Source organism: Paracoccus sp. S4493, from assembly GCF_000967735.1.
Taxonomy (GTDB): domain Bacteria; phylum Pseudomonadota; class Alphaproteobacteria; order Rhodobacterales; family Rhodobacteraceae; genus Paracoccus; species Paracoccus marcusii.
The window spans coordinates 1-477 of the sequence record NZ_JXYF01000444.1; the positions used below are offsets into that span (position 1 = coordinate 1).

General features: G+C 73.2%; 1 protein-coding gene. It reads right to left on the reverse strand.

What is annotated here, in order from left to right; genetic code table 11:
* Nucleotides 1-23 precede the first annotated feature (23 nt).
* Nucleotides 24-477 (reverse strand): SIMPL domain-containing protein (locus TW83_RS20955; RefSeq protein WP_045984222.1); only part of this gene is annotated, 454 nt, incomplete at its 5' end.

Below are 477 nucleotides of genomic sequence, written 5' to 3' on the forward strand. Positions count from 1 at the left end.
CCCGTCCCTGCATTGCCATCCGATCAGTTCGCCGGGGTCTCGGGCAGCGGCTCGACGATGCCGGGCACGATCGGTTCGTCCGGCGCGGGTGCGCCGTCGCCGGGCATCGGCGGATGCACTGGGCTGCCGTCAGGCCCGCCCGCCGGACCACCGGCGGGGCCGCCATGTTTGGGACCTCCATGTTCGGGGCCACCATGCTCAGGCCCACCATGCTCGGGGCCGCCATGACCGCGGTCGCCGTGATGCATGCCCATACCGTGCGGCGGCATCGGCGCACAGGCACCCTCTCCGGCCAGCGCGTATTCGATCTCGACCTGGGCGGCCATCTCGACCTCTCCGGCCTGGACGGGCACCGCATCGGCCATCGCGGCCTCCATGCGCATCATCGGGCGCGGTCCGCCCGTGCCGGTCTGAATGTCGCGCAGCGTCAGCACCGGGCCCAGGTCGACGCCCGCGGCCTCTGCCAGCAGCTCGGCC